Source organism: Bacillus sp. FSL R5-0439 (assembly GCF_038008805.1).
Taxonomy (GTDB): Bacteria; Bacillota; Bacilli; order Bacillales; family Bacillaceae; genus Bacillus; species Bacillus safensis.
This window is the reverse complement of record NZ_JBBOZW010000001.1, coordinates 2,957,180-2,982,806: the sequence shown is the minus strand read 5'-3', so window position 1 is coordinate 2,982,806 and position 25,627 is coordinate 2,957,180. Positions and strand designations below refer to the sequence as shown.

The 25,627-nt window shown below is 41.7% G+C and carries 26 protein-coding genes; 16 read left to right on the top strand and 10 right to left on the bottom strand.

What is annotated here, in order from left to right:
• Positions 1-54 precede the first annotated feature (54 nt).
• The 6 genes from NST59_RS15460 (at position 55) to NST59_RS15435 (ending at position 7,838) form a co-directional block, all read left to right on the top strand.
• Positions 55-1,506 carry a tagaturonate reductase gene (locus NST59_RS15460; protein WP_341040811.1) on the top strand — a complete coding sequence of 484 codons (1,452 nt, stop codon included), beginning with the start codon at positions 55-57 and terminating at the stop codon, positions 1,504-1,506.
• The gene (locus NST59_RS15455) at positions 1,503-2,996 is read left to right on the top strand and encodes a UxaA family hydrolase (protein ID WP_126682304.1); all 1,494 of its coding nucleotides are present in this window, start codon (positions 1,503-1,505) and stop codon (positions 2,994-2,996) included. Before NST59_RS15460 ends, NST59_RS15455 begins: the two co-directional genes overlap by 4 nt.
• Before the next feature lie 20 nt (positions 2,997-3,016).
• Positions 3,017-4,408, top strand: coding sequence for a glycoside hydrolase family 28 protein (locus NST59_RS15450; RefSeq protein WP_059375027.1), 1,392 nt, complete (start codon positions 3,017-3,019; stop codon positions 4,406-4,408).
• A 172-nt stretch (positions 4,409-4,580) separates the two neighbouring features.
• A complete protein-coding gene (locus NST59_RS15445; RefSeq protein WP_341040810.1) occupies positions 4,581-5,531 on the top strand; it encodes an ABC transporter substrate-binding protein in 951 nt (316 codons plus the stop codon).
• Positions 5,497-6,555 (top strand): FecCD family ABC transporter permease, encoded by a 1,059-nt coding sequence (locus NST59_RS15440; protein WP_064498054.1) that lies wholly within the window; start codon positions 5,497-5,499, stop codon positions 6,553-6,555. The genes NST59_RS15445 and NST59_RS15440 overlap by 35 nt, the downstream gene beginning before the upstream one ends.
• Complete coding sequence (locus NST59_RS15435; RefSeq protein WP_341040809.1) at positions 6,552-7,838, top strand: heme ABC transporter ATP-binding protein; 1,287 nt, start codon at positions 6,552-6,554, stop codon at positions 7,836-7,838. The genes NST59_RS15440 and NST59_RS15435 overlap by 4 nt, the downstream gene beginning before the upstream one ends.
• Before the next feature lie 151 nt (positions 7,839-7,989).
• On the opposite strand, the gene NST59_RS15430 is transcribed toward NST59_RS15435, so the two are convergent.
• Positions 7,990-8,304: a putative quinol monooxygenase gene (locus NST59_RS15430; protein WP_039181343.1), complete on the bottom strand. Its 315-nt coding sequence runs from the start codon at positions 8,302-8,304 to the stop codon at positions 7,990-7,992.
• 228 nt (positions 8,305-8,532) lie between these two features.
• Between NST59_RS15430 and NST59_RS15425 the strand changes: the two genes are divergently transcribed.
• On the top strand, positions 8,533-9,102 hold the full coding sequence (locus NST59_RS15425) for a cob(I)yrinic acid a,c-diamide adenosyltransferase (RefSeq protein ID WP_064498056.1): 570 nt from the start codon (positions 8,533-8,535) through the stop codon (positions 9,100-9,102).
• 90 nt (positions 9,103-9,192) lie between these two features.
• On the opposite strand, the gene NST59_RS15420 is transcribed toward NST59_RS15425, so the two are convergent.
• The 4 genes from NST59_RS15420 to NST59_RS15405 form a co-directional block, all read right to left on the bottom strand.
• Positions 9,193-10,242, bottom strand: coding sequence for an NAD(P)/FAD-dependent oxidoreductase (locus NST59_RS15420; RefSeq protein ID WP_039181337.1), 1,050 nt, complete (start codon positions 10,240-10,242; stop codon positions 9,193-9,195).
• An 82-nt stretch (positions 10,243-10,324) separates the two neighbouring features.
• On the bottom strand, positions 10,325-11,311 hold the full coding sequence (locus tag NST59_RS15415; RefSeq protein WP_059375015.1) for an ABC transporter substrate-binding protein: 987 nt from the start codon (positions 11,309-11,311) through the stop codon (positions 10,325-10,327).
• 41 nt (positions 11,312-11,352) lie between these two features.
• Positions 11,353-12,657, bottom strand: coding sequence for an NtaA/DmoA family FMN-dependent monooxygenase (locus tag NST59_RS15410; RefSeq protein WP_247543726.1), 1,305 nt, complete (start codon positions 12,655-12,657; stop codon positions 11,353-11,355).
• A gap of 275 nt (positions 12,658-12,932) precedes the next feature.
• Positions 12,933-13,727 carry an AraC family transcriptional regulator gene (locus tag NST59_RS15405; RefSeq protein WP_039183310.1) on the bottom strand — a complete coding sequence of 265 codons (795 nt, stop codon included), beginning with the start codon at positions 13,725-13,727 and terminating at the stop codon, positions 12,933-12,935.
• A gap of 225 nt (positions 13,728-13,952) precedes the next feature.
• Between NST59_RS15405 and NST59_RS15400 the strand changes: the two genes are divergently transcribed.
• From NST59_RS15400 to NST59_RS15375, 6 genes are all read left to right on the top strand, one after another.
• Complete coding sequence (locus tag NST59_RS15400; RefSeq protein WP_039181331.1) at positions 13,953-14,345, top strand: hypothetical protein; 393 nt, start codon at positions 13,953-13,955, stop codon at positions 14,343-14,345.
• A gap of 15 nt (positions 14,346-14,360) precedes the next feature.
• The gene (gene liaH, locus NST59_RS15395; protein WP_341040808.1) at positions 14,361-15,029 is read left to right on the top strand and encodes a stress responsive protein LiaH; all 669 of its coding nucleotides are present in this window, start codon (positions 14,361-14,363) and stop codon (positions 15,027-15,029) included.
• Positions 15,030-15,133: 104 nt separating this feature from the next.
• Positions 15,134-16,003: a LiaG family protein gene (liaG, locus tag NST59_RS15390; RefSeq protein WP_126682300.1), complete on the top strand. Its 870-nt coding sequence runs from the start codon at positions 15,134-15,136 to the stop codon at positions 16,001-16,003.
• Positions 16,004-16,006: 3 nt separating this feature from the next.
• Positions 16,007-16,798, top strand: a complete 792-nt coding sequence (gene liaF / locus NST59_RS15385; RefSeq protein ID WP_185847158.1) for a cell wall-active antibiotics response protein LiaF — start codon at positions 16,007-16,009, stop codon at positions 16,796-16,798.
• Positions 16,795-17,859 carry a two-component system sensor histidine kinase LiaS gene (gene liaS / locus NST59_RS15380; protein ID WP_039181324.1) on the top strand — a complete coding sequence of 355 codons (1,065 nt, stop codon included), beginning with the start codon at positions 16,795-16,797 and terminating at the stop codon, positions 17,857-17,859. Before liaF ends, liaS begins: the two co-directional genes overlap by 4 nt.
• Positions 17,856-18,491, top strand: a complete 636-nt coding sequence (locus tag NST59_RS15375; protein WP_024426015.1) for a response regulator — start codon at positions 17,856-17,858, stop codon at positions 18,489-18,491. The genes liaS and NST59_RS15375 overlap by 4 nt, the downstream gene beginning before the upstream one ends.
• A 42-nt stretch (positions 18,492-18,533) precedes the next feature.
• On the opposite strand, the gene NST59_RS15370 is transcribed toward NST59_RS15375, so the two are convergent.
• From NST59_RS15370 to NST59_RS15355, 4 genes are read right to left on the bottom strand one after another with little or no spacing between them, the layout of a single operon-like run.
• Entirely contained in the window at positions 18,534-18,902 is a 369-nt protein-coding gene (locus NST59_RS15370; protein WP_039181321.1) for a hypothetical protein, read from the bottom strand.
• Positions 18,903-18,939: 37 nt separating this feature from the next.
• On the bottom strand, positions 18,940-20,061 hold the full coding sequence (locus NST59_RS15365; protein WP_039181318.1) for a Ger(x)C family spore germination protein: 1,122 nt from the start codon (positions 20,059-20,061) through the stop codon (positions 18,940-18,942).
• Positions 20,058-21,152, bottom strand: coding sequence for a GerAB/ArcD/ProY family transporter (locus NST59_RS15360; RefSeq protein WP_144490118.1), 1,095 nt, complete (start codon positions 21,150-21,152; stop codon positions 20,058-20,060). Before NST59_RS15360 ends, NST59_RS15365 begins: the two co-directional genes overlap by 4 nt.
• Positions 21,139-22,563 (bottom strand): spore germination protein, encoded by a 1,425-nt coding sequence (locus tag NST59_RS15355; RefSeq protein WP_039181313.1) that lies wholly within the window; start codon positions 22,561-22,563, stop codon positions 21,139-21,141. The genes NST59_RS15360 and NST59_RS15355 overlap by 14 nt, the downstream gene beginning before the upstream one ends.
• 112 nt (positions 22,564-22,675) lie before the next feature.
• Here NST59_RS15355 and NST59_RS15350 point away from each other — a divergent pair, with 112 nt between their 5' ends.
• Positions 22,676-22,843, top strand: a complete 168-nt coding sequence (locus NST59_RS15350; RefSeq protein WP_003213147.1) for a YvzF family protein — start codon at positions 22,676-22,678, stop codon at positions 22,841-22,843.
• Between the two features lie 89 nt (positions 22,844-22,932).
• Positions 22,933-24,327 (top strand): class II fumarate hydratase, encoded by a 1,395-nt coding sequence (gene fumC / locus NST59_RS15345; RefSeq protein WP_024423418.1) that lies wholly within the window; start codon positions 22,933-22,935, stop codon positions 24,325-24,327.
• Between the two features lie 48 nt (positions 24,328-24,375).
• On the opposite strand, the gene NST59_RS15340 is transcribed toward fumC, so the two are convergent.
• Positions 24,376-25,254, bottom strand: coding sequence for a TetR/AcrR family transcriptional regulator (locus NST59_RS15340; protein ID WP_099663709.1), 879 nt, complete (start codon positions 25,252-25,254; stop codon positions 24,376-24,378).
• Between the two features lie 192 nt (positions 25,255-25,446).
• Between NST59_RS15340 and spxO the strand changes: the two genes are divergently transcribed.
• On the top strand, positions 25,447-25,611 hold the full coding sequence (spxO, locus tag NST59_RS15335; protein WP_003212782.1) for an anti-adapter protein SpxO: 165 nt from the start codon (positions 25,447-25,449) through the stop codon (positions 25,609-25,611).
• The last annotated feature ends 16 nt before the right edge of the window (positions 25,612-25,627 follow it).

Sequence of the window (25,627 nt, the reverse complement as noted above, 5' to 3'; positions counted from 1 at the left end):
CACCTTTTCAGAAAAATGTTCACGTGTGCATATTACTTGGAGAGGGGAATCCATTTGAAACGATTATCAAAAGCCATTTACCCGGCACCTGAGTATCCGGAAACGATTTTGCAGATTGGTGAAGGAAATTTTATGCGAGGATTTATCAATTGGCACATCCAGAAGCTGAACGACTGCACAGATTTTAAAGGAAGAGCGGTTGTTGTCCCTCCTCGAAAAGGATCAGTGGCAGCCTTAAATGAACAAGATGGCTTGTACACATTATGTATTCAGGGATATCATGACCGGCAAGAAATGAATGAACGTATAATCATCCAATCGATTAGCAGAGGAATTAGTACGTATACGGATTACGAGGAGTTTTTACACGTAGCGGAAAACCCGGATCTCCGCTTTGTCTTCTCAAACACGACGGAGGCAGGACTTGTGCTCAAAAAGGAGGATCGTTTGGAGGATCGGCCACAAGCCAGTTTTCCAGGAAAGCTGACAGCGTTCTTGTATCACCGGTTTAAAGCTTTTGCTGGAGATGAGCGGAAAGGTCTGATCATTCTACCTTGTGAATTGGTTGAACAAAATGGTGATCGATTGAAGGAATATGTGATCAGTATGGCAGCTGAGTGGGAATTGTCGCCTGCGTTTATGACATGGATAAAAGAGGCCAACACGTTTTGTAATACGCTTGTGGACCGGATTGTCCCTGGATTCTCTAAGGAAGCGGCTGAAATCGTAGAAAAGGAAGAAGGGTATATTGACGAATTGCTTGTCACGGCAGAATATTATCATCTTTTTGTCATTGAAGCACCTGCCTTCGTACAAAAGGAGCTCCCCTTTCAAGAAGCAGGGTTAAATGTTCTTTTTGTAGAGGATATTTCGCCTTATCGTATGAGCAAGGTACGAATTTTAAATGGTGCACATACAGCGATGGTGCCGATTGCTTACTCATGCGGTATAGAAACTGTAAAAGAAGCTGTGGATGATGAGCATGTTGGTCCGTTCATCCGGCGTATGCTGGAGGAGGAAGTACTTCCAGGACTTGAACTTCCTCAAGATGAGCTTCTTCTTTATACACAATCCGTTTGGGATCGTTTTTGCAATCCATTTGTAAAGCATCAATTGCTGGATATTGCACTGAATGGGGTATCCAAATTCCGAACCCGTAATCTTCCGTCATTGCTTGATTATGTCGAGCAAAAGAAACAGCTGCCAATGAAACTTGTGTTTTCACTTAGCAGTCTCATTTATTTCTACAGAGCACATGCAGGAAGGGTAAAGGATGATGAAACTGTGCTCACGCTCATGAAGGAAGCATGGGAAAACCGTTCCAATGAAGCGGTTGCAGCGAGTATCCTTTCATACGAATCATTATGGGGCAGAGATTTAACGGATGTAAATGGATTGAGTCAAGCTGTAGCTGATCAGCTTACCCTCATACAGAAGCACGGGATGAGTGCGGCTGTTCACCAAATGATGCGTCTTCAATATGAAAATCAGGGGGAGAAGGCATGAAAGACTTTATTTTAATCAACCCTTCAGATAATGTCGGTATTGCTTTAAAAGGATTGGAACAAGGGGAAGAGCTGCAGCATCAAGGACATACGATTATCTTAAAAGAGACCGTTGGCAAAGGTCATAAGTTTGCATTGGCTGATATCAAGCAAAGAGAGAATATTATCAAATATGGCTATCCCATTGGTCATGCAGTGACTGCCATTTCTGCTGGGGAATGGGTGCATACGCATAATATTAAAACCAATCTATCTGGCAAGCTAGAATACGAATACCAGCCTTCATTATCAGAAAACCCCTATGAAAAAACGAATCTTACATTTAAAGGATATAAACGAAAAAATGGCGAAAGCGGAATCCGCAATGAGCTTTGGATTGTTCCTACCGTTGGATGTGTGAATGGCATCGCCGATCAAATGATCCAAATATTCACCGCTGAAATGGGTGGAAACATCCATCCTTTTGAAACAGCCCTCGTATTAAAGCACAATTATGGATGCTCCCAGCTTGGGGACGATCATGAAAATACGAAAACCATTTTACAAAATGCGGTGAAGCATCCTAACGCTGGAGGAGTACTTGTTCTTGGACTTGGGTGTGAAAACAATGACATTGAGGATTTTCAGTCCACATTAGGTGAATATGACCGTACGAGAGTGAAATTTTTAAGAAGCCAAGAAGTAGGAGATGAGATTGAGACGGGAGTCGCTTTACTCAAGGAAATTTATGATGCGGCGAAAGAAGATCATCGTGAAGACATTCCGTTATCTGAGCTGAAAATTGGCTTGAAGTGCGGAGGATCAGATGGATTTTCCGGTATTACTGCAAATCCGCTTTTAGGCAGGCTATCCGATTTTATTGTCGCACAAGGCGGAACGACGGTGCTGACAGAAGTGCCCGAAATGTTTGGTGCTGAAACGATTTTAATGGAGAGAGCAGCATCAGAAGCGACTTTCGACAATATTGTGCAAATGATCAATGACTTTAAACAATACTTCTTGGATCATCGACAGCCGGTATATGAAAATCCTTCCCCGGGAAATAAAGCTGGTGGAATTTCGACATTAGAGGATAAGTCTCTCGGCTGTACACAAAAAGCAGGCACTTCTGATATTAAAGATGTATTGAAATATGGGGAGCTGCTGAAACAAAAGGGATTGAACTTATTAAGTGCACCTGGTAATGATTTGGTTGCTTCATCTGCTCTTGCTGCTTCCGGTTGTCAAATGGTGCTTTTTACAACAGGCAGGGGGACACCATTTGGTACGTTTGTGCCAACAATGAAGATCTCGACCAACACAGCTTTATATGAAACAAAAAAGCACTGGATTGACTTTAATGCCGGAGAACTGCTTGAAGATGTACCGGAAGATGTTGTGTTAGAAAAATTCATTTCAACGGTTATTGATGTGGCGAGTGGGAAGCTGTTAAATCATGAAAAAAACAATTTTAGAGAGCTGGCTATTTTCAAAACAGGTGTCACACTTTAAGGCGACTGGGGGATGAGAAAGTGTCTAAAAAACGGAATTTGATGTATATCACAGCAGGAACGGTACTAACTGGAGTCGGAATTGCTCGTTTAGCAAAGCAAGGGAAGAAAGATAAAAAAGCAAACGGGATCGATCAAGTGTTAAAGCAGATAAAAGCGCCGCATTTCCCAGATCGTGAATTGAATGTGGTTCATTATGGAGCAGATGCGGAAGGGAAAGAGTTATCTACAAATGCCATTCAGTCTGCCATCGATGAAGCACATCGGTTGAAAGGAGGAAGGGTGCTGATCCCAAGAGGGACGTTTGTGACAGGTGCTTTAGAATTGAAAAGCAATGTAGAACTTCATCTGCAGGAGAAAGCCTATGTGACATTCAGTCAAGACCCAAAGGATTATCTGCCTCTTGTACTGACAAGATATGAGGGGATTGAGCTTTATAATTATTCACCTCTCATTTATGCACACCATGCAGAAAATATCGCTATTACTGGAGCCGGAACGCTTGATGGCAGAGGGGATGAGCATCATTGGTGGCCTTGGAAGTATGGGACAAATGGCCAGCCCTCTCAAGATCAGGATCGTCAGCTCTTGTTTGAAATGGCGGAAAAGAGAATACCGGTAGAAGAAAGGGTATTTGGAGAAGGCCATTATTTAAGATCGAGCTTTATTCAGCCATACCAATGTCAGCAAGTTCTAATCGAAGGAGTGACAGTGAAGGATTCACCAATGTGGCAAATTCATCCTGTATTAAGTAGTCACGTCATCGTCCGCGGCGTTAAAATCATTGGGCATGGACCAAACACAGATGGTGTCAATCCGGAGTCTTGCCGGAATGTGCTCATTGAAGATTGTTACTTTGATAACGGAGATGATTGTATTGCCATCAAATCGGGCAGAAACGAGGATGGACGGAGAATAGGGGTTCCATCTGAAAACATCGTCATTCGTAGAAATGAGATGAGGGATGGACACGGCGGTGTGACGATCGGGAGCGAGATTTCTGGCGGGGTAAAGTTTGTTTATGCAGAAGATAACGTAATGGACAGTCCGAACCTTGATCGGGCACTGCGTATTAAAACCAACTCTGTCAGAGGCGGTACGATTGAACATATTTATTTTAAAAACAATACAGTCAAAAGTCTAAAGCATGAAGTGATCTGTATCGACATGATGTATGAGGAAGGAGATGCTGGTCCGCATCGTCCTGTTGTACGTCATATTGAAGTAGAAGGACTCAAAAGCAACGGCGGACGATATGGTGTGAAAATAGCCGCATACGCACATTCTCCTGTTACTCATTTTAAAATGAAAGATTGTGTCATAGATGAAGTGGCGTATCCCTTATCTTTAGAGCATGCAGTTTCTCCTGATTTTCAGAAAGTCGTTATCAATGGAGAACCAATCAATCAATAGAAGAGTGAAAAACAGTCTTTTTAGAGGCTGTTTTTTTGTTTTATGAACAGAAAAGACGCTTTTAGAAATCACATATACAACCTATCTGCACTGTAGTATAATATTCCCGAAATTAGAAAAGAATTGACGAAAGAGATTTCGTTAAGCAGTACATAAACCAGGGGGTTCGCTCATGAAAAAGTTAACAGCTATTTGGCTATCGTTATTGCTTGTGATGGGTGTTTTAGCAGGATGTGCAGGCGCTGAGACAGATCATAAAGCAACAGGGTCACAAAATAAAGAAACGGCCACTGCGGCATTTCCAGTATCGATTAAAGATGCAGCTGGAAAAACGGTCGAAATCAAAGAACAGCCTAAACGAATTGTTTCGTTAATTCCAAGTAATACAGAAGTTGCCTATGCACTCGGCCTTGGAGATAAAATGGTTGGACGATCAGACTTTGATAATTATCCAAAGGAAGTCGAAAAGGTAGAGAAGATTGGCGGACTTGAATTCAATGTCGAGAAGGTCATTTCATTAAAGCCAGATCTTGTGTTAGCACATGCATCTCAAATGGGATCAAAAGAAGGATTTAAACAGCTTGAAGATGCAGGGATAAAAGTTCTGACTGTAAATGATGCAACCTCCTTTAAGGATGTGTACAAATCAATCGATATGATCGGTGAAGCAGCTGGCGTGAAAGAAGCATCAACAAAACTTGTAGACGAGATGAAAACAAAATTGAATGACTTCAAGAAACAAGCAGAGACGATTTCAAAAGACAAACAAAAAACTGTCTTTGTCGAAGTGTCAGGTGCGCCTGAAATCTATACAACTGGTAAAAATACATTTATGGATGAAATGCTTTCTGTTATCCATGCCAAAAATGCTGCTGGCGATCAAACTGGCTGGGTGCAAATGACAGAAGAATCGATCATCAAACGAAATCCTGATGTCATCGTGACAATTGATGGTTCCAGCTTAGCTGATTTGAAAAAAAGAGACGGCTGGAATGCAATGAAAGCAGTGAAAGAAAAACAAGTCTTTCAATTGAATACGGATCTCGCATCAAGACCGGGACCGCGATTGGTTGAAGGAGTCGAGGCTCTTGCGAAAAGCGTCTATCCTGACACGTTCAAATAAATTGATCATCGCATATACACTAAGTGCTTTACTTCTTGTGATGAGCATTGGAATGGGAATCTCCTTTGGAAGCTTAGGGATTCCCATTCCTTCTATTCTTCGTATATTTATTCATGAACTATTCGGAATACAGTTTGGAACCATTGATTCCATCGATCGCAATATTATGATGAACATTCGGCTGCCAAGAGTCATATTAGCGGCATTAGTCGGAGCAGCACTGGCGTTATCTGGTGCAGCTTTTCAAGGTTTATTAAAAAATCCTCTCGCTGACCCTTATACGCTGGGGGTATCTCAAGGGGCATCAGTTGGAGCCGTAGCGACTCTGTTTTTTAGCTTGCAGCTCCCGCTTGTTGGCAGTTTCACATTGCCATTATTCAGTATGACAACGGCGCTTGTGACCCTGTGTCTCGTTCTCTTTTTTGCGCGTCTTGTTCATCGGGGGATGAGCATTTCTTCTTTAATTTTAACAGGAGTGATTTTTAGCTCTTTTTTGGGTGCGCTCATTTCATTGATGATTGCTTTAACAGGTGATGATCTAAAAGAGATCATTCATTGGCTGCTTGGCAGTGTGTCCATGAGAGGCTGGCGTTATATTGCGCTTTTTCTTCCTTTCTTTCTTATTGGGACCTTTACGTTAATGTTGATGGGGCGAGATTTGAATGTCATGACATATGGCGAGGAGAAGGCAAAGCTATTAGGTGTCCATGTGAAAAGGAGCAAATATATTGTGCTGCTGGCGGGCTCGATTCTGACCGGAAGTGCAGTAGCGGTATCAGGGACGATCGGTTTTGTAGGACTTGTGATTCCGCATTTTATCCGCCTCTTAACTATCACGGATCATCGGCATCTGCTGCCTTTGTCTATGTTGAACGGTGCTTCCTTTCTCGTATTAGCAGATGTGTTATCCCGTACCATCATTGAGCCGACTGAATTACCGATTGGCATCATTACTGCGTTAATTGGTGCACCTGTATTTGGCATCATCCTCATTCGTCAATATAGAGGGGGGACGCACGTATGATTCAAGTGAAGGAAATCAGAGGTGGCTATGGAGAGAAAGAGATCATTCGTGGCATTAGCCTTGAAGTAAAGCAAGGAGAATTTCTCGGTATACTCGGCCCAAACGGGAGCGGGAAGACGACCCTGCTTAAAATGATGGCAGGAATTTTAGCCCCTGAGAGCGGTGAAGTGCGCCTCGGCGGTCACCTTGTTCAATCCTATCAGCCAAAGGCGCTTGCGCAAAAGATGGCAGTTCTGCCGCAGAAAACGGATCAAGTTTTTTCATTTACGGTGGAAGAAACCGTCCAATTCGGCCGTTATCCATATCAAAAAGGGTGGCTGCAATCTGCCACGCAAGAAGATGTGCAGGTCGTCAGAAAAGTAATGGAACAAACGGGTGTTGCACAGTTTAAGGATCAACCCATCCATGAGTTAAGTGGCGGTGAACAGCAGCGTGTGTATTTGGCACAGGCATTGGCGCAGCAGCCTGAATATTTATTGCTGGATGAACCAACCAGCTTCCTTGACTTAGCCTATCAAAAAGATTTGCTTGATTTAATTAAAGAAGAAACGACTTCCTCTAGGTTAACGGTCATTGGCGTATTCCATGATGTGAACATTGCTAGTTTATATTGTGATCGGCTGCTGCTGCTTCATGAAGGAAAGACTGACATGTTAGGACTGCCGCATCACGTTTTGACCACCGAACGAATCAACCGTGTGTATGAAACAAATGTGACACCGCTCCAGCATCCAATTAGGGCAAACCCTCAGCTGATGGTTGAACCTTCCGCCCCTTCTAAAACATCAATTGTAAACATAGCGGATGGCTGGAGGACATATGGCTCAGAAGGAATGACATTTTCCATTAATCAGCCTCTTCGCATCCTTACCTCACATAAGGAAAACGGCGGGTTCTTTTGGAAAAGGTCGATTGGAACGGGAACGAAGACGCTTCATCATCAGTTAGAGCCAACTGAAGATATGCTGTTTTTCGAGCAAGCTAAAGGATTAGCGAAATACGCTGCAGAAGACGCCGAAGACGATATGATCCTTTACAGCATGCTTCAGCAGGAAAAGTTGAACATTTGGCTTATCCTGAAACGATCTTTATCAGACGGCGCAGCTGTTCAGCTCATAGGTCAGCTTATGCACATCATAAAGCAAGAAACAAGCATTCCAATCCATCATCTTTGTATTGCTGCACCCAATACGCAGGAAACGGAAGATGTTGACCTTCTACACGAAAGATTAGGACAAAAGGTGTATGGGCTTCTTCATAAGTTGAAAGTCATTCAAAAGTGAACGTACAGTTATATTTAGGTTAGTTGAGTAAAACAGTTGATATTGTAATGACTACACATATCTAAAATGTGTAGTCATTACAATTGTTCTTAAGAAAAAAAGCTGCCACAATGACAACCAGTTCTAATTTTATATCTAAGACGGTTGAATTCTAATTAGATGAAATGCCCTTTCCGCCTTGTGTTATTAAAGTATTGATTCTATCAATACCAGTAATAATTGGTTTCGCACGACTTATTAATGTTTGGGTAGCTTCATGACCTAGAGATGCTTGATGGGCATCTTCGTTTGCCCACACTTCATAAACATAAACAGAATTTGGTTCATTCTCGGAAATATTCACAAGATATATTTCACATTCATCCAAATTCTTCATTGATTCTGCTGCTTCTAACAGAATATCAACCATTTTTTCTTTTTCGCCTTCTTGTACCATAAACTTGTTAAATAAACTAAATTTACTCATACCATCCTCCTTCATTTTGTCTTAATCACATTTTAGACACTATAAACTATATCTTCAATCATTATTTTATAAGGAAATAAAAGGGGTGGTTGGCCTTCATAATGGACAAATGGTTCACTTTTCTGTTTCATTAATGACATTCATTCACCATGTTTTAGTAAAACAACTACATCCTATTTAGTTCGGGTTATACTAAAAGGACAAAGCAGTAGAAAAGGGGGAATACCGTTGAAACTTTATACGAAAACCGGGGATCAGGGACAAACAGGCTTGATCGGAGGAAGAGCCGATAAAGATGACGTGAGAGTTGAAGCTTACGGCACATTAGATGAGGCGAATAGCTTCATTGGACTTGCGCATGCAAATTTACGGCAGCATGGCGAATTGTTTCAGGACCTTTTGTCAGAGCTGATCGTTATACAGCATGAGCTGTTTGACTGCGGCGGTGATTTGGCAGCAGTGAAACCACCTAAAGAGGGCAAATTAACAGAAGCCTCTGTGGCAGTCCTTGAGGAAAGAATGGATGTCTATGTAGAAGAAGCTGCGCCGCTCACCAAGTTTATTTTACCGGGCGGTCAGGAAGGTGCTGCTCTTTTACATGTGGCGCGGACAGTCGTTAGAAGAGCAGAGCGGCATATTGTGACGCTTGCGAAACAGGAGGAGATTCCAACCGTTGCGCTCACATATGTAAACCGTCTATCCGATTATTTATTTGCTGCTGCCCGAATCGTGAATCATCGGCTTGGTGAAGCTGATGTTGAATATGAACGAAGTGCCGACGTGTTTCGTTCTAAATAAGGAAAGCACTCTTCGAATGAGAAGAGTGCTAAACGTCTTCGTTCTGTAAGCACAGAAGGGATTCCAAGTCTTGCTTGTGCAATGAACACTTTATTTCGTATACAAATGCTTCATCAGCTCTTTGTTTTTTTGAATAAATATGTCATTGTGCGAAGAAACCATTCCACGAGCGCTTGCATCAGGCATTACGTATTGCTTCGCTTGGTTTACCGCATTCGCAGCATCCTGGAAAGCCCCAGCAATCAAATGTAATTTTCCTTCATGATGCAAAATATCGCCTGCTGCATAAATGCCCCGGACTGACGTCTCACTCAGTGGAGTTCCTGCAATCCAGTAATCCTTCTGCTCTAGTTTAATGGTACTATTCGCAAGTAATTCTTTGTCTCGTTCGTATCCATGATTGATAATGACTTCATCTATGGCTAGCTTAAATAAAGTATCGTCCTGATTATTTTTGAGGACAACCGTTTCAATCCGTTCATGATCGTCTGCTGCGATGAGCTTTTCAATCGAGGTATGAAGCAGACATTGGACAGAGCTGTTATTAAGTCTTGATATTTCGGCTTCATGTCCTTTTAAAGCATCTTTCCGGTAGGTTAAATACACTTGCTTGGCAATCGGCTCCAGCTCATTCGCCCAGTCAATGGCTGAATTACCACCTCCTGAGATCAACACGGTTTTATCTTTAAAACGTGCAAGGGATTTGACCGTATAATGCAAATTTTGAACCTCAAATCGTTCTGCACCCTCAATATCCAATTTAATCGGCTTGAGGATACCTCCTCCAACAGCTAAAATGACGGTTTTGGAGTAATGTTTTTGATTGGACGCGGTGTGGAGAACAAAGTGACCTGTTTCGTCTTGAGAAATAGAGGTCACCTTTTCTCCGAGTACGACCTTTGGATCAAAGGTCAGTCCTTGAGTAACAATTTGTTCAATCAGCTGCGAGCCTGGAACTGGCGTTAATCCTCCTATATCCCAGATCATCTTTTCTGGATAAACATGCACCTTTCCTCCAAGGAAAGGCTGGAATTCAATCAGTTTCGTTTTCATTTCACGCAATCCACTATAAAAGGCGGAAAACAATCCAGCAGGTCCGCCGCCAATAATGGTTACATCATAAACTTCCATATCCTGCATCGTACAATTCTCCCCACTTCTTTTGCTTCATTTATTTTTAAAAATGACCATAGTCATGATTTCATAGCTGATTCATGCAGTCTCATTTATTTTCTAATTGCTGCTGCAAGGCTTCTAAAAACTGGATGCGGCTATAAGCAGGTCCTCCTTCAAGGAGTGGATGTACCACATTGATATAAACCTGATCCTTTTTAAAGGCCGTCATATTTCGAATAACAGGATTCTTTTTCATGTCATCAAATGCCTGGCTTGCCTCTTGATTTTCATCCGTAGAAAATTGTACAAATAGATAATCCGGATTCATTTCTCCTAGCTGCTCGACAGAGATTGCTTCTTGTGTCTTTGCCAAACTAATCGGCTGAGGAACGGCGAGACCCAATTCGTTATACAAGACAGGATTGAAATAAACATCTTCTGGATATACGAAGGCTTGTGCTCCCCGAATGCGAATGATGGCTACTTTTTTATCCTTGAGCTTTTCCTTTAACGAAGCTTTTGCGTCTTTGACATCTGTTTTGTATTGAGTGAGGATTTTCTCTGCTTTCGTTTGTTTTCCTGTTAATTCGGCCATTAGCTCTAAATTAGCCTCCCAATTTGTCGCGATATGGGAGATTGGAATGGTCGGCGCAATTTTCTCTAACTTGTTCAGTACGACTTGTTGAAATTTAGAGGAGCCTAAAATAACATCAGGTTTCAAACTTAATATTTTCTCAAAATTTGGCTGCTGTTTTTCACCGATTGATTCGGAATCGCTTGTGATTGAAGCAAATATTTTCGGAAACTTTCCTCCTACTGATATTGCCCCTGCCGGATGAACATCAAGTACAACGGCATCTTCCATCGCTTCCATTGCCCCAGTAATGACGATTTTTTCGGCTTTTTTCGGGATGGTATACTTTTTCCCAAGATACTCTATTGTTTTCGTAGCAGCATCACCTGAATTTTCAATTCCGGCATTTTTGCTTCCGGAGGCAGTAGTTGATTGCTTAGGCTTGTCTCCTCCGCCGCATGCCGCCATGATCAGCATCAATAAGGAAATGAAGCCGATGATCATTAATTTCTTATTCATCTTTTCAAAACTCCTCTCAAACTGTCTATTGTAGTCGTGCTTTATTTCATCCCCAGATGCTCACGTAAGGTGGATCCTATATATTCACTTCTAAATAAGCCATGTTGGACGAGTAAGGGGACCAATTCGTCAAAAAATAATTCTAGTGATTGTACTGAGCCCGGAAGAGCAATGAAACCGTCTAAAGCGCCTGCTTCAAACCATCTGGTTATTTCTCTCTGTGCATCCTCAGCTGTTCCCACGATGACCCAGTGTGCCGATCCAATGACCTCTGGTCTGGAGAGTAGTTCTCTTACGGTAGGCTGCGTTTGTACAATCAACCTGCGCAGCAAATCAGCATGAGTCTGACTGCGTACCTGCTCATCCAATCCTTGCAGCATATCGGCAGGAACGGGTTGATCTAAGGGAAGGTGACGAATATCGAGACCTAGAATCGATTGTATCGCTGCATAACCTTGTGCAGTGCTTAAATGGGAATGAGCCTCTCGATACATTTCATGCGCCTCATCACGTGTTTTTCCTATAAAAAAGTACAAGCCAGGCAGCACACGGATCTCATCCGGCTGGCGGCCATGCTTGCATGCTCTTCTCCTCATGTCTTTCCGTAATTCAATGCCTGAGGCCATATCAGGGGTTGCTGCAAACATCGCATCTGCAGTTGAAGCGGCAAAATCCCGCCCCGTTTCCGAAGCACCTGCCTGAAACAAAGGAATGGTTCCTGACGGATGAGCTGGCACATTAAGCGGCCCCTTAATTTGAAAGAAATGCCCTTCATGTTGAATAGAATAAATTCTCTCCTTGTCAGCAAACTGTCCTGTCGCTCGATTGATGAGCAGCGCCTCATTTGGATAGCTCTCCCAAAGCTTGCGTACAACATCCGTAAATTCCATCGCCTTCTTATATCGTTCTTCTGAGGTTGGCATGGGTGAATGGCTAAAATTATCGGCTCCGTCGATCGAAGTGACAATATTCCAGCCGGCACGTCCATTGCTGATCGAGTGCAAGGACTGAAGCTGTCTCGCCACTACATAGGGAGGGTTGAACGTAGTCGAGGCAGTTGAAACAAGTCCGATTCGATCCGTCTCATGAGCAATCGAAGCAAGCAGAACCGTTGGATCAAGACCGCCAAAGCCAGGGGAGTGATCCAATGACTCTATGTGGAGTGTCAGTGCATCCGGCTTAAAAAGAAAGTCAAGCTTGGCCATCTCTGCTCTCTTTGCAAGCTCAACGTAAAAGTTGGTTGAAAATAAGTGTTCTACCATGCTGCTCGGATGCTGCCAGCCTTTTCCCTTCAACCAGGTCGCTGACAAGGACAATCCGATACAAAGCTGCCTTTTTTTGTTCACATCATCTGCCTCCCTGTCGTTGCTGATTATTAGTCAGTAATAATCGATATTGATAATCATTATCATTTAATAGTATAGCAAGGACCTCGTGAAATGCGAATACACAAATAGCGAATATCATATGCATTATTATCTAATCTGGACTGACAGAAGAGCGATGATCTTGATCGACTTCAATTTATGAGGCAGTTAGGCTGGTTATTTCATAGAGAGCTGTGGAATTCCTTTAAGGAATGAGGCTGGTGTCTATCGTTTTGAGAAGAAATACGACAGATTTATTTAGCGATATATGCGCTAGGCGGCACTCCGAATTTCTTTTTAAATAGTCTGCTAAAATATAGCGGATTGGGATAGCCGACAGTCATAGCAACGTCACGAATCGAAATATTGCCTGCCTTTAGTATTTCAAGCGCTCTTTCCATACGATACTGGATGACATAGTCAATTGGGTGAAGTCCGGTATATTTATGGAAAAAGTATGAGAAGCTTTTAGGATTCATATCGAACAGTTCAGCGAGATCCTGAAGTGTTAATGGAATCATATATTGTCCTCTAATATAAGCGATGGCTTCCTCAATGACCCTTTCATGAGGAGAGCTCTCTTCCTGCTTACAGCCCATTAGTATTTGATATAGGATGCGTAAAAATAATTCTTTGACTCGAAGTTTCCCCATTCCGCCAGGTGTATGGACATTCTGATGGAGCATGGTGAGTAATTCAATGATTCTCGGATTTGCTCCCGTTTCCAGCTTGAAAACAGTGTCACAGTCAGATTCTTTATCACAATTCAAATGATAGAAAAGTGAATGGTACTCGTATTCTGATTGACTGATCACCTGCAGGGCAAGCTGGCATCCTGGTGTTACATGGATGACGGACCCTGGCTGCAAATCGTAGCTCTTTCCATTAACATTCAGCCTAGCTTCCCCGCGAATACTGAAAAGAAAGCAAGCACTTTCTGTCTTAAACTCCCTTAATGTACTATGGGGCTGGATGACTAAACGATAGATTTCTTTTATGTGAAAAGGATGACTAGCAAATAGATCAGCTAGTTGATCTCTATTTATCAATATACGACACCTGCCTCTTACTTGATTTAGATACAACTTATTCTGTGATTCTACCATACGTTTAACAACACTCTTCTTTTCGATGAGTGTTTTTTGTTTGATTCAACCGTTCAGTCTGAGCATTGTTACGACTCTAGTCGCAATCAAAGATCAATCTGTAACACGTTTTGCCGGCTTTCTTTTTTGACTATAGTTAAAGCAAGGAGCAAGAAAGGAGGCATGAAGATGAAAATAACAAGTAAAACCATTATCGGTTCAATTTTATTGTTTGTCGGTTTATCCATCTTCTTTGGTGGTTCATTAGGTGGACTGATTCCGGTTTTGATTGGGGCATGGCTCATCTATGTAGGTGTTAAAAAATATGAAAAAGGCAGTAAAACCTCAGGGATCATTCTAGCAGTCATTGGTGTACTGATCGTCGTGCAATTCCTGCCGTTTTTACTCGGCATCGCATTTGCAGGGGTACTTCTTTATTTTGGCTGGTCGATGATTAATGGTGAATCTACCAAAAAATCATCAAGCAGAGCCTATATGGAGCCAAACACGGCACCCAATACGGAAGAACCGATTCACACGTCATTTGATCAAGAATGGGAAGACTTTTTAAAGAAAAAATAAAAGGAGGAACATCAAATGGTATTAAGAAGAGTAAGAGATATGTTTGTTGCAACTGTCAATGAAGGGTTAGATAAATTGGAGAATCCGCGTGTCATGCTGAATCAATACGTTCGTGATATGGAGGATGATGTTGCGAAAGCGAAACATGCCATCATCAAACAGCAAACGATTCAGCAAGGCTTCCTGCGAAAAGCAGAAGAGACGGAAGCATTTGCTGAAAAGCGAAAGAAACAGGCAGAGATGGCATATCATGCGGGAGAAGAGGAGCTTGCACGAAAAGCGCTCACAGAAATGAAGTATTTTGAAGAAAAGCACAACGAATATCAGGAAGCGTACCAGCAGTCTGTGAAACAATTGAAAGAGCTGAAAGAGCAATTACAGCACTTAGAAACGAAGCTGCGTGATATAAAAGACAAGAAACAGGCACTGATTGCAAGAGCCAATGCCGCACAGGCAAAGCAGCATATGAATGATTCCATCAATAAAGTAGACAGTGAAAGTGCATATAAAGAATTTCTTCGAATGGAGAACCGTATTGAAGAAATGGAAACAAAAGCAGGCAGCTATGCAAAATTTGCGGATCAAGGGGCATATGCTCATTTAGACTATGCCGATGAGGTTGAAAAAGAATGGCAGAAACTGAAGCTTGAGAAAAAGCCTGAACAGCAGCAAGCAAACGTATAGAGATCACATCGGAAGAAAAGCAGGCTTTTTCTTCCGATATTTGATTTCTTTCTGTTTCGCTTTTCCTTATAATGAAAAGGTCAGAAGATAAAGGGATGGTATGAATGAAGCGATTAATCGGTCTAATTTGTATACTTGTAGGTATCTTTTTAATGATTGGCATGCTTTTCAAAAATGAAGGTCTCTTTCATTTAAGTTTTTCCCGTGAAAAACCAGTGACAACAGCTTCAGCAAAAACAGAGGAGATTGATCAATTAGATATTTCTCTTTCTGGGTTTCGCGTGAAGGTAAAACCTGAAAATCGTTCCGATATTTCCGTGACTGCTGTCAATGGAAAAGGGAAAATGTATGCGGAGCAAACAGGTGGTACCTTCAAAATTCGTGCTGAAAATAAAAGCTTCTTGTTTTTCACTCAATTTGAAAAAGGAGAGCTTTTAGTTAAAATTCCAACAGATTATCATAAAAATGTGAAGATTACAGGTGGAAGTGGCGTCAGTGAGATTGACGGAGGAGGAAAACTGTCCCTTCAAGATGTGATGCTCAAATCAACGAGTGGAAACCTCACAGCCGAGAATTTTTCAGCAAAAAATGTAGAAATCAAAGCAACCTCTGGCAGGATGGCAGTGTCGCATATCGATGCGAAGGATAGTGATATTGGGGCAACTTCAGGGCGTGCCGATATTAATGATGTAAAAGGCAAACTGCAATTGGGCATGACAAGCGGCCGAATGACGGCAAGTTTTGATACAATTGAGTCACCTGTCTCCTTTCAGATGACATCAGGGAGCGCGAAATTTAATTTGCCAGACGACGGAGATTTCAACGTTCAGGTGAAAAAAACAAGTGGAAGCGTCGATCACTCGTATGATTTTGATCAAGTGGAGAATGAAGGTCGAGGCTTTAAAGGTACGCGGGGAAAAGGGACACATTTAGTCGATATTGAAATGACAAGTGGTAACCTCAAGCTGCGTTAATGAATGAAAGAAAGGAAGGAGGCGAGTCAACTGCGTTTTACAAGGAATCAAATATTAGGCATCATTGTGGTGATTTTTGGTATTAATTTATTTCTCAAAATTATTGGGATCGGAGCAGATCTGTTTTGGCCTGTGTTTTTTGCGCTGGCGGGTTATTGGCTGCACTCACGATCCAAACGTTGGCTCGGTTCAGTTTCCTATATTTTTGCCGGCTTTCTCTTCTTAAAATTTCTGCTCAATATTACATTTAGTTTAACAGGGTACTTATTTGCGGCTTTTTTGATTTATGCGGGCTATCGTTTATTGAAAAATAAACCTGTTTTTGATGTCGATAAAAAGGAAACATCAGACGATGGGAAGCCTTCACTGAAAGTCAATCTTGAAAAAGAGGGCGATCAGAAGAAAACAAAAAGCCAGACAAAGCCGCGCAAAGAGCATGACTTTTTTATCGGTGAAGTCAGGCTGATGAAAAAGCCTTTTCAACTAAGTGATTTGACGATTTCAGGTTTTATTGGCGATGTTAAAATCGATTTATCAAAGGCGATCATTGCAGAAGAAGAGAGCACAATCGTGATTAGCGGACTGATCGGCGATGTGGATATTTACGTACCGCAGGATATTGAAGTATGTGTGAGTGCTTCAGCCGCGATTGGTGATATGAAAATCATAGATGAAAAAAGAAGCGGCTTCGGCAGTAAAGTGTATGTGATGACCAACGATTATGATGAGAGCAAACGAAAAGTGAAAATCTCCATCTCTCTACTGATCGGAGATGTGGATGTGAGATACTTATGAGGAAATTGCATTTAGGTATCCAGTGGCAATCTGTTCGTCTTGGAGTCGGCGTCTCGCTCGGTGTTGTAACGATGACGACACTGCTGATGTTTTTTTATTATCAGCTTGATCCAATGATCCTGCTTTCTACCCGCTGGTTTGGCATACCGTTTTTTTGTATTTTACTCATCGTTAGTCTTGCGATTGGGATTTCTGCCGCGAGTGTATTTGGCTATCAGCATAAGAAGAGGCTCGACCAGCTTGTAGAGTCGATTTTGAAGTTCGAAAATGGAAACTTTGCATACAGACTGCCGTCGCTTGGCGATGATGAAATTGGCTTAGCCGCCGATCAATTAAACGAAATGGCGAAGCGGGTGGAAGGGCAAGTAGCCTCTTTGCAAAAGCTTTCGAATGAACGGGCTGAATGGCAGGCTCAAATGAAGAAATCGGTTGTCTCAGAAGAGCGTCAGCGGCTGGCACGAGAGCTCCATGATGCGGTCAGCCAGCAGTTATTTGCGATTTCGATGATGACCTCAGCTATTCTTGAAGGCATGAAGGAAAAGGACGAAAAGATTTTAAAACAAATGCAGCTTGTCGAACGAATGTCTGGCGATGCACAAAATGAGATGCGTGCTCTTCTGCTTCATTTGAGACCGATCACTCTAGAAGGAAAAGACCTGAAAAAAGGCTTAATTGAGCTGCTAAATGAATTTCAAGCAAAGCAGCCGATTGATATTGATTGGGAAATCGAAGATGATGTTCCGTTATCTAAAGGAGTAGAGGACCACCTCTTCCGAATTGTGCAAGAAGCACTGTCGAATGTGTTTAGGCATGCAAAGGCGACAAAAGTGACAGTGCGTCTGCTCATAAGAAACCGTCAAGTGCAGCTAAAGATTATTGATAATGGTATTGGCTTTCAAACAGACCATGTGAAGACGGCCTCCTACGGACTGGAATCGATTCGAGAAAGAACAAGTGAGGTAGGCGGTGTCGCAGAGATTATGTCATTTGAGGGAAAAGGCACACAAATTGATGTGAAGGTTCCCATTTTTGATGAAGGAAAAGGAGAGAACGTTCGATGATTCGAGTGCTTTTAATCGACGATCACGAAATGGTGAGAATGGGGCTTGCGGCCTTTTTAGAGGCGCAGGCTGATATTGAAGTCATTGGTGAAGCGTCAGATGGACAAAAAGGTGTAGAGCTAGCCGTTGAATTAAGGCCAGATGTGATTTTAATGGATCTCGTCATGGAAGGGATGGATGGCATAGAAGCAACGAAAAGAATTTGTCAGGAAATTGAAGATGCCAAGATCATTGTTCTGACGAGCTTTATTGACGATGATAAAGTCTATCCTGTGATTGAGGCGGGTGCTTTAAGCTATTTATTAAAAACATCCAAGGCAGGAGAAATTGCGGATGCCATCAGATCTGCAAGCATCGGCGAACCAAGACTTGAATCGAAAGTGGCAGGAAAGGTCATGAATAAACTCCGTCATTCATCAAATGGGTCTATCCTTCACGATTCATTAACAGCAAGAGAAATGGAGATCTTGAAGCTGATTGCGGATGGGAAATCGAATAAGGTCATTGCCGAGGAATTATTTATTACAATTAAAACGGTGAAGACCCATATTACCAACATTCTTTCCAAACTTGATGTGGAAGATCGAACGCAAGCGGCTGTGTATGCCCACCGCCATAAGCTGATTCAATAAAAAAACAGCTTTCAAGTGAAAGCTGCTAGAACATGCGTAAAATTAGTCCTTCTGTCCTGTGATCGGACGTTCGGATAGTTGATGGAGCTCAGGAACTGGAAAAGCCTCCTGCTCCTTGGCCGATTTTTCTTCCAGGGTTTTCTTCATTTCGGATAAAAGCTTTACGCTCTCCTTTGCTGCTGCCGCTTTTTTTTCCTGCAAATCAATGATCTGTGAAAGTCCGACGAATAATCCGCCTCCCAACAGAAGGAGCGCAGGGGTTTGTCCATAATAAACCACGATCAAAAATGTGCTTGAAAAGCTGTCGGCTTCAATGAAGAAATCTTCTTTTGATTGCATGAATACAACGATTAACAGAAGTATCCCTAGAATCAAAAATAGAATGCCGGCCGAAAGTAAAGCTCGTTTCATGATTGACACCCTTTTTTTCTTACCATTTTAACATACTCTATAAAGATTGTGTTGCGCCCTTAGTCCCGAAGTCACGGATTTTCACATTTGCCTTGTAACGAATGTCCGATTCACTAAAAATCTCATCCCAATGCTTCGCTTCTTTTCGAAAGTCCTTCGGATACGCAATACTCGCTTTTTGAGAAAACCCGCAAATATCTGCTTTGATCTCATGCTGTAATTCCCCAATGAAATCTTTTACAGTTTTCTTTAATTGACGCTCCACTGCACCCTCAATCTCTTGAAGATACTTCTCATTAAATGCATTCTCACGCTCATTCCAATCCTCAGATAATCTTCCATCAAGTTCTACGGATACATCAAATTGATATCTTCCGCTGGCTGTTTTCTTCGTTTCAATGTTGTGTTTCAGTTTAAATATTTCATAAGAATAGATGCTGTGGTCATATTCAAATTCAATGACTCCGCCTTTTCCTTCCCCTGTCAACAGGTTGTATGACTGCACGGCTAACGGAGAGATGTCGGTGAGAAATCGTTTGTTTTTAATAATAGAGGCACCGTCGAGTATTAATTTCCCTTGATCCACACTGACTTTTGGAACAGCAAAAGATACGTTGTTTTGCATAGCAGTAGAAATATCTCCTAATGAAACAGGCTTTAACATACGGATGGTCGATTTTGTATTCCCCGAAATATCATATAATGTAGAAGAAGCAGGCTGCCCATCATCATTGATTTTCAGCAAGTCTCCAGGCTTTTCAGCGGTCATAAAGACAAGGCTTCCTCTCCGCGTTTCATTGTCGCGAATAAATTGATTGATGACGAGGTCGAAATTATTTTCATTGATAAGCTCCTCAGAAAATAAATACACCCTCAGCTGCTGGGCGAAAATCCGATGGCTTTTGAGAGTCGTTGTTCGGAATATTTGATGCACGGAATCACCGCTAGTTTCAATAATCTTTGTTGGGTCTTTTACGCTGGATTCCTGTTCAATTTTTTGAGGAACAAGGACTTGCATAGATATTTTCAGCTTATGACCGTTATCTCCTTTATCTAAGCCATAACCAATCGCCATGTTGAGCTCCTCAATATTGGTACTATCCCAGCATCCACTTAATAGAACAAGGGCGAGTAATGCAAAGACCTTCTTCTTTTTCATGCTGTTTTCCGCCTCCTTTTCAAAAACACGATGATAAATAAGAGAAACGGGAGGATACCGAATAAAAGGAAAAATAAATGGTTTACATACGTTAAATAATTGCGCACTGTATCAACATCCTTTGGGAAAATGGCGGCAAAGTAGATGACAATTCCCATCAGCGCGAGCACGATCTTTTTAGGGAATTTTGTGAGTTTTGATAACCCCATTGCAGCAAAAAACGTATATCCTACAAAGCTCGTATAAAGTTGAACAAGCCAAACGATGAGCAAAAAGGATTCGATTCGCTCAATAAAGATTCCTTGTATATCAAACGATTGAAATAAGGCAATCGTCGGCCAAGTCAAAGTCGCTGTTTCTTTCACCGTGAACGCACCAACGACAAGAATATAGGTGAAAATATAGATGATCGCAGGAATCAAAAAGCCGACTGCGCCATAAGCAAAGGTGTGTTTTTGCGTTTTCATATAGACAGGCATAAACAGTATCATTTCAATGCCAACAAACGAAATGGCTGATGCGTTAAGGGATTTGAAGACAGGGGAGAATCCCTCTCCTAAAACAGGCCGGAGGTTATCTAACTTAAATTCTTGAACACTGAGTCCGTATGCAACAAATAAGATAATCAAGGTGACAATGAGGAAAAAGGGGCACAGTCTGGCAAAATCACCAATCCCACCGACTACGAGATAAAGGCCAACCAAAATAAAGCTGATCATTGTCACTGCTACAGGTGTGTTTTGAAGCAAAAAAAACTTCACCATTTCCGACATCGCTCGTACTTCATAGCTGGCAACGCCAAGAAAATAAATAATAATCAATATGTTAGCAAGAGCACCAATCCACTTTCCAAGCCCCTCATTTGTATAATCATAGTAAGAGGAGAAAGGAACTTTTTTCATCATAAGGACATTCGCAAAAATAAATATAATGTAAATGGCACTCATGAGTAAGAGCGCAATCCAGCCGTCAGGTGTAGCTGCAGCTTGAGCCATTGCTCTTGGCAGAATCATCATACTGGCACCTAATGTTGTATTGGCAATAATGGCACTTGCCTGATAGCTGGTGATCGACTCTTTATGATTGACCATATCGTTCTCCTTTCTTTTGATTTTTCAAAGGCAATCGAATGATGGAATTGTCTTCATTTTTATAGCTGAACACAAAATCTGGTGAAAAATAAGGCGTACCAAAACTTTTTTGCCGTGTTAAATGAGTAAGGAGAACGAGCATGAACAGCACAATCCCATATAAACCCAAAGTAGCTGCCGTAAACATAGACACAAAGCGGAGCACGCGGAACGACATGCCCATCCCGTATTGAGGAACAGTAAAGGACGCAAGGGCAATCACGCTGACGATAATCACCATGATTGAGCTCACAATATGAGCCTGAACGGCCGCCTGTCCGATGACAACTCCACCTACAAGTCCAATCGTTTGACCGAGCGGATTTGGCAGCCTTAAACCCGCTTCCCGCAGCAGTTCAATCGTTATTTCCATAATGAGTGCCTCCACAATAGGCGGAAATGGGACATTTTCTCTTGTACTTGAGATCGAAATAGCCAGTGTTGTTGGTAACAGTCCTTGATGGAAGGACACAAGCGCAATATAAATAGCTGATAAAAATAATGTCAGAAAGATAGAGGTAAACCGCAGCATCCGAATGAGAGAGGCGGCGATCCACCTTTCATAATAATCATCAGGTGATTGCATAATCGTCGCGAGAGAAGCAGGTACAATTAACACAAAAGGAGAATGATCAACAAAAATGGCGACACGTCCATTATTTAAAGCAGACGCCACTTTATCCGGTCGTTCTGTGTTTTGGATTTGCGGAAAAGGAGAGTACACATTGTCTTCAATCAGTTCCTCAAGAACCCCAGAGTCTTGTATATCATCAATGGTGACTTGCTTGAGTCGTTTTTTCACTTCTTTTAAAACAGACGATTGAGCCATGCCATCTATGTACATGATGGTCACTTGGGTGTACTTCTTTTGTCCAATCTTCATATCAACCGTTTTGAGATCGGGGTTTTTCAAGCGCTGTCTTACAAGAGCTAAGTTCGTATCTAAATCTTCAATAAAGCCAATTTTCGGTCCTCTCACAACTGTTTCAGAGGTAGCATCCCCTATACTGCGTTTCTTCGTTCCATGCGTTTCTAAAATGTACGCATGCTGAAAACCGTTAATCAGTACCACGCAATGCCCATCAAAAATCGCAGCGACCAATTCCTCAGAAGTCTTCACCGAACGGGTGGTCATCATCGATAAATTGGATTCCAGCTTCTCTTTTGTGAGAGACGTATGATCTTGGAGAAGCAGCTTTAAAAAGGTTTGAATCTCCATCGTTTCGTTCATTTCTTTTATGTATAAATAGTAAACAACCTGTCCGTGAGGCAACGTTTTTTTCTCATGAACCAAGTCGTCCATTTCTTTTAATTGTGGAAGGATGACGGAGAGGTTATCGTATAAGTGCTCTTTTAATGGAGTTTGATTCATTCGGATCACCCGCCTCAAATCTTTTTCTTAGCATTACCTGCTTGAAAAAACAATATTCTGTGTTACATTATTTTGTGGTAAAAGAAAGAATGAGGGTTTTGGAGGAAACAAGATGGCACAGATTCGTTTAGCAGGAACAAAAGAGGAGATCGACCGTATTCTACAGTCGTTTGACAAGCATTATGAGGTGACATATACATCAAAGGACTACGGAAAAACGAACCCAAAATACAAATATTCGAAGGATGTTCGCGTTTATATTGAACTAAAATTAAAATAAAGATAAAATTTTAATTGAAAACGCTTAAAGGATTTTCGTTTTTTGTATAGAATAGAGTTGAGTGATGAGAAGCTATGGAGGGATACATAATGACGGAATTTAGAATCGAAAAAGATACAATGGGCGAAATCAAAGTGCCGAAGGACAAGTTCTGGGGTGCACAAACACAACGAAGCAAAGAAAATTTCAAAATCGGTTCTGAGAAAATGCCAAAGGAAGTTGTGAATGCGTTTGCAATTTTGAAACGTAGCACAGCGATTGCCAACGAGCGTCTTGGCAACCTTGAAAGCGAAAAAGCAGAAGCAATTGCTGCTGTATGTGATGACATCATCAGCGGAAAGTATGACGAGCATTTCCCGCTTGTTGTTTGGCAGACAGGTAGTGGAACACAAAGTAACATGAACATGAACGAAGTCGTTGCAAATAGAGCAACTGCTTATTTGAAAGATAAAAATAGTGAGTTCAGCATTCACCCGAATGATGACGTTAACCGCAGCCAAAGCTCAAACGATACATTCCCAACGGCTATGCACGTGGCAGCTGTTTTAGCTGTGTACAAAAAGTTGCTGCCTGCTATTGACCAGTTAAGAACAACTCTTGATGAGAAAGCAAAAGCGTATCAAGAGATTGTGAAAATCGGCCGTACGCACTTGCAGGATGCAACACCGCTGACAGTTGGTCAAGAAATTAGCGGCTGGGTATACATGCTGGACCGTTCAAAAGAAATGATTCTAGAATCAACTGAAAAAATGAGAGAATTAGCCATTGGCGGAACTGCTGTTGGTACAGGCATTAACGCACATCCTGAGTTCGGTCAATATGTTGCTGAGGAAATCAGCCAGCTGACAGGTCAAACATTCAATTCTTCACCAAACAAATTCCATGCGCTGACAAGCCATGATGAAATTACGTATGCACACGGTGCCTTAAAAGCACTTGCAGCTGATTTAATGAAAATTGCCAATGATGTCAGATGGCTTGCAAGTGGCCCACGCTGTGGAATTGGCGAATTGATTATTCCTGAAAATGAGCCGGGAAGCTCTATTATGCCAGGAAAAGTCAACCCAACTCAAAGTGAAGCTTTAACTATGATTGCAGCACAAATCATGGGGAATGATGCCACAATCGGTTTTGCGGCAAGCCAAGGAAACTTTGAGCTGAACGTATTTAAGCCAGTCATCATTTATAACTTCCTGCAATCAGTTGAACTACTTGCTGACGGCATGAACTCATTCCATGACAAGTGTGCAGTTGGAATCGAACCAAACCTAGAAACAATTGAGAAAAACTTGAACAATTCATTGATGCTTGTGACGGCACTTAACCCGCACATCGGATATGAAAATGCAGCGAAAATTGCGAAGCTTGCTCACAAAGAAGGATTAACATTAAAAGAAGCAGCACTTCAATTAGAGCTGCTAACAGAGGAGCAGTTCGAGCAATTTGTGAAACCAGAAGAAATGGTGACACCAAAAGCGAAATAAGAAACCAGGGGCGGCTGCCCCTGGTTTTTTTCATTAAAAGTGATGCGTTTACAAATGATCCTCTTTCAAAATACGCAAAAGTGAATCAGAGTTGCTTTGCAGCGGTGCGTATAATTTTAATTGGTACAGCATGCCTTTCACGATGACTTGTCTTGGTTTTTGTTTGTTTAATTCATTTTCTAGTATGCCAAGCGCTTCAAATAATTCAGGTTCGTTCTTCACTTCATAGTGTGATTCAGCAATCTCTCTTAACTCCTTTAAAAGAGATTCTGTGAGCGGATCGAATGACCGTTCATAAATCGGACCAAACCAATCGCTCGCTTGATCTACAGAAATGAGAGGAAGGTCATTTCGCTTCATCATACCGCCCATCAAATCATCGATACGATGAATCATGGTTGTGGCAAGTTCTTCTGCTTCCAGCTGAAAATCATATAAAATCGCCAGCTCGAAATAAACGTGGCTCATGCCCTCAATCGTCAAACATAAATCAGCCATATAAGGAATAGCAGCATCTCCATATACTTGTTTAATGTTATCAATGTGAAGCTGGACGGTCGCAAGCCTAATTTGTTTTGCGAGCTGCTGCGTTTCTTCATTCAGTGGAAGCGCCCTGTCGCTCAGCTGCATTTTAATAAAATCCTTTTGCTGCAAAATATTATCATAATAGACAGTGAGCTGTTTTCGGTAGGCTTCTTTTGGTGTGCCGCCCTCTGTTTGAACCTCATGAATCCGGGTAAATACCTTATCGTAATAGTAATGAAGGATTGAAATGAGCAGTGCTTCCTTTGATTTAAAATAAAGATAAAAAGCACCCTTTGACATGTGGCATTCATCCGCAATTTCCTGAACAGACGTTGTGTTGTAGCCTTTGCTGGCAAATAATTTCATGCCAGCCTCAATGATCATTTTTTCTTTCTTTTTCAATATGAATGTCATCCTTTCTTACCGAGAGACAAATGTCTTAGGAAACGTGCGCAAAGAGATATGACTTATCGGTCATAAACGACGAAAGTTTTCAAAAATTAATCAGATTGTAACTTGTTTTTTACAGTGTAATTCTTTATATTATAAAGTAAGGTGACCAACTGGTCAAAATATGTGAAAGGATGATGTTCCATGAGAGAAATCGATGATATGATTAGACGCTTGCGAACAAAAGGGATTCAAGTAGAAAAAGTCAAAATGCCAAAAGAGACAACCATTGAAAAGAAATGGATGTATCAAGCTGGCAAAAAGATCAAAGCCACATACCGTGATTTCAATGGGTATTCATTCATCTAAAAAAGACTGCGGTCAA